The 7270-nt window shown below is 38.0% G+C and carries 7 protein-coding genes; 2 read left to right on the top strand and 5 right to left on the bottom strand.

The window, feature by feature from the left end:
- Window positions 1-696 precede the first annotated feature (696 nt).
- The 5 genes from C4F49_RS11535 to C4F49_RS11515 form a co-directional block, all read right to left on the bottom strand.
- The gene (locus C4F49_RS11535) at window positions 697-1611 is read right to left on the bottom strand and encodes a class I SAM-dependent methyltransferase (RefSeq protein ID WP_196937266.1); all 915 of its coding nucleotides are present in this window, start codon (window positions 1609-1611) and stop codon (window positions 697-699) included.
- A 210-nt stretch (window positions 1612-1821) separates the two neighbouring features.
- A complete protein-coding gene (locus C4F49_RS11530) occupies window positions 1822-2142 on the bottom strand; it encodes a helix-turn-helix domain-containing protein (protein WP_196935988.1) in 321 nt (106 codons plus the stop codon).
- Window positions 2120-2476 carry a type II toxin-antitoxin system RelE/ParE family toxin gene (locus C4F49_RS11525; protein WP_196935987.1) on the bottom strand — a complete coding sequence of 119 codons (357 nt, stop codon included), beginning with the start codon at window positions 2474-2476 and terminating at the stop codon, window positions 2120-2122. Before C4F49_RS11525 ends, C4F49_RS11530 begins: the two co-directional genes overlap by 23 nt.
- Window positions 2477-2540: 64 nt before the next feature.
- Window positions 2541-3296, bottom strand: a complete 756-nt coding sequence (locus tag C4F49_RS11520; RefSeq protein ID WP_196935986.1) for an ABC transporter ATP-binding protein — start codon at window positions 3294-3296, stop codon at window positions 2541-2543.
- A gap of 2 nt (window positions 3297-3298) precedes the next feature.
- Window positions 3299-4033 carry an MlaE family ABC transporter permease gene (locus tag C4F49_RS11515; RefSeq protein ID WP_196935985.1) on the bottom strand — a complete coding sequence of 245 codons (735 nt, stop codon included), beginning with the start codon at window positions 4031-4033 and terminating at the stop codon, window positions 3299-3301.
- A gap of 231 nt (window positions 4034-4264) precedes the next feature.
- Here C4F49_RS11515 and C4F49_RS11510 point away from each other — a divergent pair, with 231 nt between their 5' ends.
- Window positions 4265-5194, top strand: coding sequence for a LiaI-LiaF-like domain-containing protein (locus tag C4F49_RS11510; protein ID WP_196935984.1), 930 nt, complete (start codon window positions 4265-4267; stop codon window positions 5192-5194).
- A gap of 30 nt (window positions 5195-5224) precedes the next feature.
- The gene (ispG, locus tag C4F49_RS11505; protein ID WP_196935983.1) at window positions 5225-7222 is read left to right on the top strand and encodes a (E)-4-hydroxy-3-methylbut-2-enyl-diphosphate synthase; all 1998 of its coding nucleotides are present in this window, start codon (window positions 5225-5227) and stop codon (window positions 7220-7222) included.
- Window positions 7223-7270: the final 48 nt, after the last annotated feature.

Raw genomic sequence — 7270 nt, 5'->3', positions numbered from 1 at the left:
TTATTTTTTAGAAAGGCTGATCGCAAAGTCCCACGGAGGAGGCGCTGAGTTTCGCAGAGTTGGCGTTTTAAACAACCTCCGTGTATTCTGCGTCTTCTCTGTGTCTTCTGCGGTCTCTTATCTTGTCAAACGCTTTCCATATTTTCGAATTTTTACTTTTAACCTTAAAAAGGTTGGACGCAAAGTTCCACAGAGGAGGCGCTGAGTTTCGCAGAGTTGGCGTTTTAAACAACCTCAGTATATTCTGCGTTTTTTCCATGTCTTCTGCGTCCTTTGTTTTTTAGAAAGGCTAACCGCAAAGTTCCACAGAGGAGGCACTGAGTTTCGCAGAGCTGAGGCATTAAATAAACTCTGTGTCTTTTGCGTCTTCTCTGTGTCTTCTGCGTCCTTTGCTTTTTAGAAAGGCTGACCGCAAAGTCCCACGGAGGAGGCACTGAGTTTCGCAGAGTTGGCGTTTTAACAACCTCCGTGTATTCTGCGTTTTCTCCGTGTCTTCTGCGTCCTTTGTTTTTTAGAAGGCTAACCGCAAAGTTCCACAGAGGAGGCACTGAGTTTCGCAGAGTTGACGCATTAAATAAACTTATCTCTAACTGGACTTCAAAAAAATGGCTAGTCTGCAATCACGCATACTAGCCATTGTATAAACCAAGAACGGTTTTTGAATTTTTACTTTTTACTTTTTAATTTAAAAAGCTTTTACTTTGAAAACTTCCTGAATTTCCCAAAAACACCCAATGGTAGTTTTGGACCAGCTGTAGCTTGCAGATACAACTCCCCTACTTCTAAATTTTCTACTTTAGGAAAAGACGATTTAATCAAATTCTCTACAATAATGGACGAAAACCCTAAGGAATAGGTATTCAAAATCAAGAAATGTTCTTTTGGGTCTAGCAGCTGAACCACATCTTGCATCATTTCTAATATGTGGTCTTCTAACTTCCATTTCTCCCCTTTCGGTCCGTGCCCATAGGCTGGCGGGTCCAAAATAATTCCGTTGTAGGTATTTCCGCGCTTTAATTCTCTTTTAACAAATTTCAAAGCATCTTCAACAACCCAGCGAATATCAGTAAGCCCAGAGATTTCCTGATTTTCATTTGCCCAAGTCACAACTTGTTTAATCGAGTCTACGTGTGTCGTATCCGCACCTGCCCCTTTTGCAATCAAAGATGCACCGCCTGTGTAGGCAAAAAGATTTAATACTTTAGGTTTCGGGTTAGAAAATGATTTTATGCTTTCTGTAATATAATCCCAATTCACCGCTTGTTCAGGAAATATTCCGACATGTTTGAATGACGTTAATCCCAATCGAAATTTGATGGCAGCATCGTTGTTTTTATAAGAAATGTGCCAGCGGTCTTTAGCATGCGGGTCTTTCTTTGCCCATTCACCTGTAGTTGCAGAGCGTCCTTTAAATTTTATATGGTATCGTTTATTCCATTCAGCCTCTGAAAGCGTTTTAGGCCAAACGGCTTGCGGTTCAGGACGGATTAATATGACATCACCGAAGCGTTCAAGTTTTTCAAAATTTCCACAATCGATTAATTCATAATCTTTCCAATGCTGTGGGGTAAGAAGTTGTATTTGTGTCGACAAAATGTTTTTTATTATAATATGTAAAGGTTGAGTATGGAAATAAATGCAAATGATTTCCTAAAAACAGAAAAAATGAAATGTGTTAATCAAAATTCTTCTGTTCAAGAATAAATCTTAGGCTTCTACTTACCAACAAAGTAATTCGAATCCGTCAATCAAATAAATTATTCGACAGCCAAATTCACCTCAATAACTCTTGCAAAGGTAATTAAAAAAAATAGCTGTCAGCTATTGGTCTACTACGGAAATATTAAGCTTCAAATGTCTTCCGAAGCCCTGGTTAATTATTCGCATCAACGTAGAGAGCCTAATATCACTCGCATTATTTTCTATGCGTGATATGTAGGTTTTCGTAGTTCCGCATTTTTGCGCAAGTTGTTCTTGTGTTAATCCTTGTTCAACTCGCAATTCTTGAATCATTGCACCTAGCTTAAACGCATCAAATTCAGATTCATACTGCTCTCTAGCAAGGCTACCCCTAACTCCATATTGCTCATCTAAATGCGTTGCAAAAGAAGTCAATTTTTCATTTCCTGTTTTTTTGCTCATTGAAGTATCTTATTTTGAGTTTTTCTGCTAATTCCAGTTCCTTTAAAGGAGTTTTTGTGGATTTCTTATGAAAACCATTTAGGAGAATGATTAACTTCCCTTTATCAAAAAAACTAAAAACCCGGTAACAATTTGAACCAACTTCAACCCTAATTTCATAAATCCCAGAAGAGTCTGTCAAGTGCTTGAAATACTTTTCTGGAATTCTTTCTAAAGTAGAAATTAATTGCAATGTCCAGTTAAATTTCTTTTTGACCTCCGGATTCAATGAATTGAAAAAATCCAGATAATAGTTTTCATAATAAAAGATTTCCCTTACAAAGTCACTGTTCATAAGAATCCTTAAAATCTAACATCATAAAGTTAGCTAATAAGATAACAAAAAACAAGAAGGAGTACTACACCAAAACCTTTTTCGCAGCTTGCATTAAGGGACTAGCAAATACGAAATCATTTAATTCTTTAACATCTGAGTTCATCATGTCCTGGTTGGAGCCTTCCCAGAACTTTTGGCCTTTATGCAAAAACATAATGTATTGTCCGATGCCCATCACCGAGTTCATATCATGCGTAACGACAACCGTTGTACATTTGAATTCGTCGGTCAGGTCTTGAATCAATTCATCAATCAATATCGACGTTGCTGGGTCTAATCCAGAATTCGGTTCATCACAGAATAAGTATTTTGGATTCATGCTGATTGCTCGCGCGATACCCACACGTTTCTTCATTCCTCCAGATAATTCCGCTGGATACAACTGATTTTTGCCCGCTAAATTCACGCGCTCTAGACAGAAATTTGCTCTATCTATTTTTTCCTGCTTAGAATCTTCAGTAAATAAATCCAGTGTAAAAGTTATGTTTTGTTCAACCGTCATGGAATCGAACAAAGCTGAATTTTGAAACAGCATACCGATTTCCCGACGGATTGGAATACGCTCTTCGAAATCCAGATGCGTGAAATCTTGCTTGTCAAAAAACACTTTTCCTGCATCGGGCTCATGAAGACCGACGATGCATTTTAACAACGTACTTTTCCCGGAACCCGAACCTCCAATAATCAAGTTTACTTTACCAGGTTCGAATATGACATCAATGTCTTTTAAAACGTGATTACTCCCGAAGGATTTATCTAAATTTTGAACTTCAATCATTTTTATAACATTAATGCAGTAATCACATAATCACTTGCTAATATCGAAATACAACCTATTACTACCGCTTTTGTACCTGCTTGACCAACTTCTAAAGCTCCTCCGCTCACATAGAAACCTTTGTAGGCAGGAACTGTCGTGATGATAAAACCAAATACGAAAGCTTTCACCAAAGCTACTGCAATCGTGAAGCCAATAAATCCGCTACGGATACCCTCAATATATTCTTGTGCGGAAACTGCTCCAGATAATGAACCACCAACCAAACCGCCGAAAATTGCACAGCCAATCGCTATTGTTACTAAAACCGGAACCATTACGATTCCTGCAATAATTTTAGGTAAGATTAAATATCCAGCGGCATTTATTCCCATAATTTCCAACGCATCGATTTGTTCTGTCACACGCATGGAACCAATTTGAGAGGAAATAGATGAACCTACTTTTCCCATTAACACCAATGCTGAAATAGTCGGCCCAAGTTCAAGAATATTTGAATCTCGGTTAATCTGCCCAATAACGGATGAAGGAATTAAATCGGAAACCAATTGAAAAGCAATTTGCATCGTCATTACAGCTCCGATAAATGTCGAAATAATAACAATTAAGCCCAGCGACCCCACTCCAATATCTTCCATCTCATGAATAATCTCCTTTCTGTACACTTTCCATTTTTCCGGCTTCTTGAAAACCTTCTTTAAAAGCAAGACATATTCACCCAGACTAGTTATCATCATATTCTATTTCCTTAAGATTAACTTTTAGAATTTTTAAAGCTATTTTCTAAACCTCCAAGCATTAAAATTGTTTGGATATTTGCGATGAAAATACAAAAAAAGCAATTCATTCACCGACAAAAGTATAGTATTCACCGAATAATTGAAGAACATGACCTAAAATAAATAAATTGCCATACATTTGAATACTACTTTTGAATAGTATTTAATATTCAACTTGTAATTTAACATATGAAAAGTAACACAATAATTTCGGGAATTTGGTTAGTGTTTATAGGATTAGTCGTATTGCTTCATAATTTCGATATCATCGATTTCAATTTTTGGGCAATCATAAAATTAATTCCATTGCTGATTATTGCTTTAGGTATCAATCTAATCGTTCAGAACAAACCTTATGGTGGATACATCACCATTGGAGTCAATGTAGTTATTTGTTCGGTTTTATTGATAAAAGGATTGACTACGCCTAGAGACTCCTATTCATCACAAGATTTATTTTCTGAAAATATATCTATAAATGACAACAAGGATGAAGATATGGTTCAGCGTGTCGAATCCATTTATGAAAATGATGAAAAAGCAAAATTGATTTTCAACGGAGGCAGCGGAAATTATGTTTTCGAGCAGAAAGATTCTGCTAACTTATTCGTAGCTTGGAGCATCAATGATAAAATGGGCATTGAACTCAACACAACCAAAAAAGATAATGAGCAAAAAACGCTGATAGTGAATTCGAAATCTTTCGGAAAATCGAAGAACAGGACGAACACAACCTATTTCACCTTGCATAAAAACCCGATTTGGGATTTGGAATTCAACATTGGCGCTGCCAATTTCACTTGCGATTTAAGCGGGTATAAAATCAGCAACATGAATATAAATTCTGGGGCAGCAAACATGAAATTAACGTTAGGCGAACCTTTGAACGGCGTAACGAAAATTGAAATTGCGACAGCAGCTTCGAAGATTTACTTAAAACTACCTAAAGATGCAGCTTGCTCGTACACACAAGAAAGCATCTTGTCCAGCAAAAAAATCTCAGGATTTGATATTCAAGAGGGCGACGTGTACAAAACATCAAATTTCGATGAAGCAACCAATCGCTATGAAATCGATTTGACAGGCGCTGCGAATTCATTCGAGGTAACAAGGTATTAATTCTATAAAATAACTAACTTTGCAATAGATATGGATGCAACTAATTCAATACTATTGCAAGGTGGTTATTGTAACTCAAAAACAACTTATTCACGCTTTTTAACCCGCGAGGTTACGATTGGCAATGTGCCTATGGGCGCACATCACCCAATCCGTATCCAAAGTATGACAACCATCGATACGATGGACACTTTGGGTTCAATCGAACAAACCATCCGAATGGTTGACGCAGGTTGTGAATACGTGCGAATTACTGCACCGAGCATCAAAGAAGCAGAGAATTTAGCCAATATCAAAAAAGGATTGTTAGCGAGAGGATATGATGTACCGCTTGTTGCCGATATCCATTTCACCCCAAATGCAGCGGAGGTCGCTGCACGGATTGTAGAAAAAGTACGTATCAATCCCGGGAACTATGCTGACAAAAAGAAATTCGACCAACTAGCCTACACAGAAGCATCTTATCAAGCCGAACTCGACCGCATTTATTCTAAATTCTCACCGTTAGTGAAGATTTGCAAAGAATACGGAACTGCTATCCGAATCGGAACCAATCACGGGTCTTTATCCGACCGCATCATGAGCCAATATGGCGATACGCCAGAAGGAATGGTGGAATCGGCTTTGGAATTTATTCGCATTTGCGAAGATTTGAATTATTATAATTTGGTGGTTTCTATGAAATCGTCCAATCCTCAGGTGATGGTTCAGGCTTACCGATTGCTGGTCGAAAAAATGTTCGCCGAAAACATGAATTATCCTTTGCATTTGGGAGTAACCGAAGCAGGAGATGGAGAAGACGGACGCATAAAATCAGCTGTTGGTATCGGAACTTTATTGGAAGATGGCTTGGGCGACACCGTTCGAGTTTCCTTAACGGAAGAACCTGAATTTGAAGCTCCAGTAGCAATCGCTTTGGTTAACCGGTATTCCAAACGTGCAAACCAGCTTGAGCAAAACCCAGCAAGAGAGATTCTTAATCTTTCTGGAAATACAGAAACCAAGCCTTTTGATTCGACGGAAGTGAATGCATTTGTCGGCGGTTCGTTAGTTCCTCGCATTATTGTTGATTTATCGCGTCAAAATTTGAAAGATGCTAGCATTTTAACACATGTTGGTTATCGATATGATGTTCTGAATGATAAATATCACATGGGCGACCAGTCCATTGATTTTGCATTTTTCGGTGATGAATTGCCATCTTTTACGTTGCCGGGCAACTTAAAAGTTTTGTATAACTATTCAACTTGGCTGACGCTTGCGAATAAAACAAACGCACACCCAGTCTACACTTTAAAAGAATACAATCAGTCTGAAGTCAAAGATTCGTTTATAAACTTAGTACATATTTCAAATGAAGATTTGTCAACTTCTGATTTTGAAGAATTACTAGTGAATGACAACCTAGTGTTTATTTTAGAAACCACTCACGAGCATGGCATGGCTGAGCAACGTCAGTTTTTCAACAATATTCAAAGCATTGGATTGACAAATCCAGTAATTATCAAAAGAAGTTACTTCCCACAGGATTTTTCAGGACCGAATGACATTATGAACCCCGAAGAGCCAATTTCGAAAATCCAATTGTATACCGCAACAGATTTTGGTGCGCTATTGATTGATGGTTTGGGAGATGGCATTTGGATTGATACTCCAGCTACGCCGATTGAAAACATCGCTTCGCTATCCTTCGGCATTTTACAGGCTACCCGTTCGCGCATATCAAAAACTGAATACATTTCTTGCCCTAGCTGTGGAAGAACATTGTTTGACCTGCAAGAGACAACGCAAATGATTCGCAGCCGTACAAACCATTTAAAAGGCCTTAAAATTGCAATTATGGGTTGCATTGTGAATGGACCTGGAGAAATGGCAGATGCTGATTACGGATACGTTGGTGCTGGGCCAGATAAAATCACGCTATACCGAGGTAAAGAAGTTGTGAAACGAAATGTTACATCAGCTAAAGCGCTTGATGAATTGATTGGAATTATCCAAGATGATGGTTTGTGGATTGACGAAGAATAATAATCCATCCAACACTGTTCTAAAAAATTAAATCTGAAATCTCCTTTT

Origin of the sequence: Sphingobacterium hungaricum (assembly GCF_015210005.1) — a bacterium.
Lineage (GTDB): Bacteria > Bacteroidota > Bacteroidia > Sphingobacteriales > Sphingobacteriaceae > Sphingobacterium > Sphingobacterium hungaricum.
The sequence above is the reverse complement of the archived record's forward strand: the minus strand, read 5'-3'. Positions and strand labels throughout refer to the sequence as shown.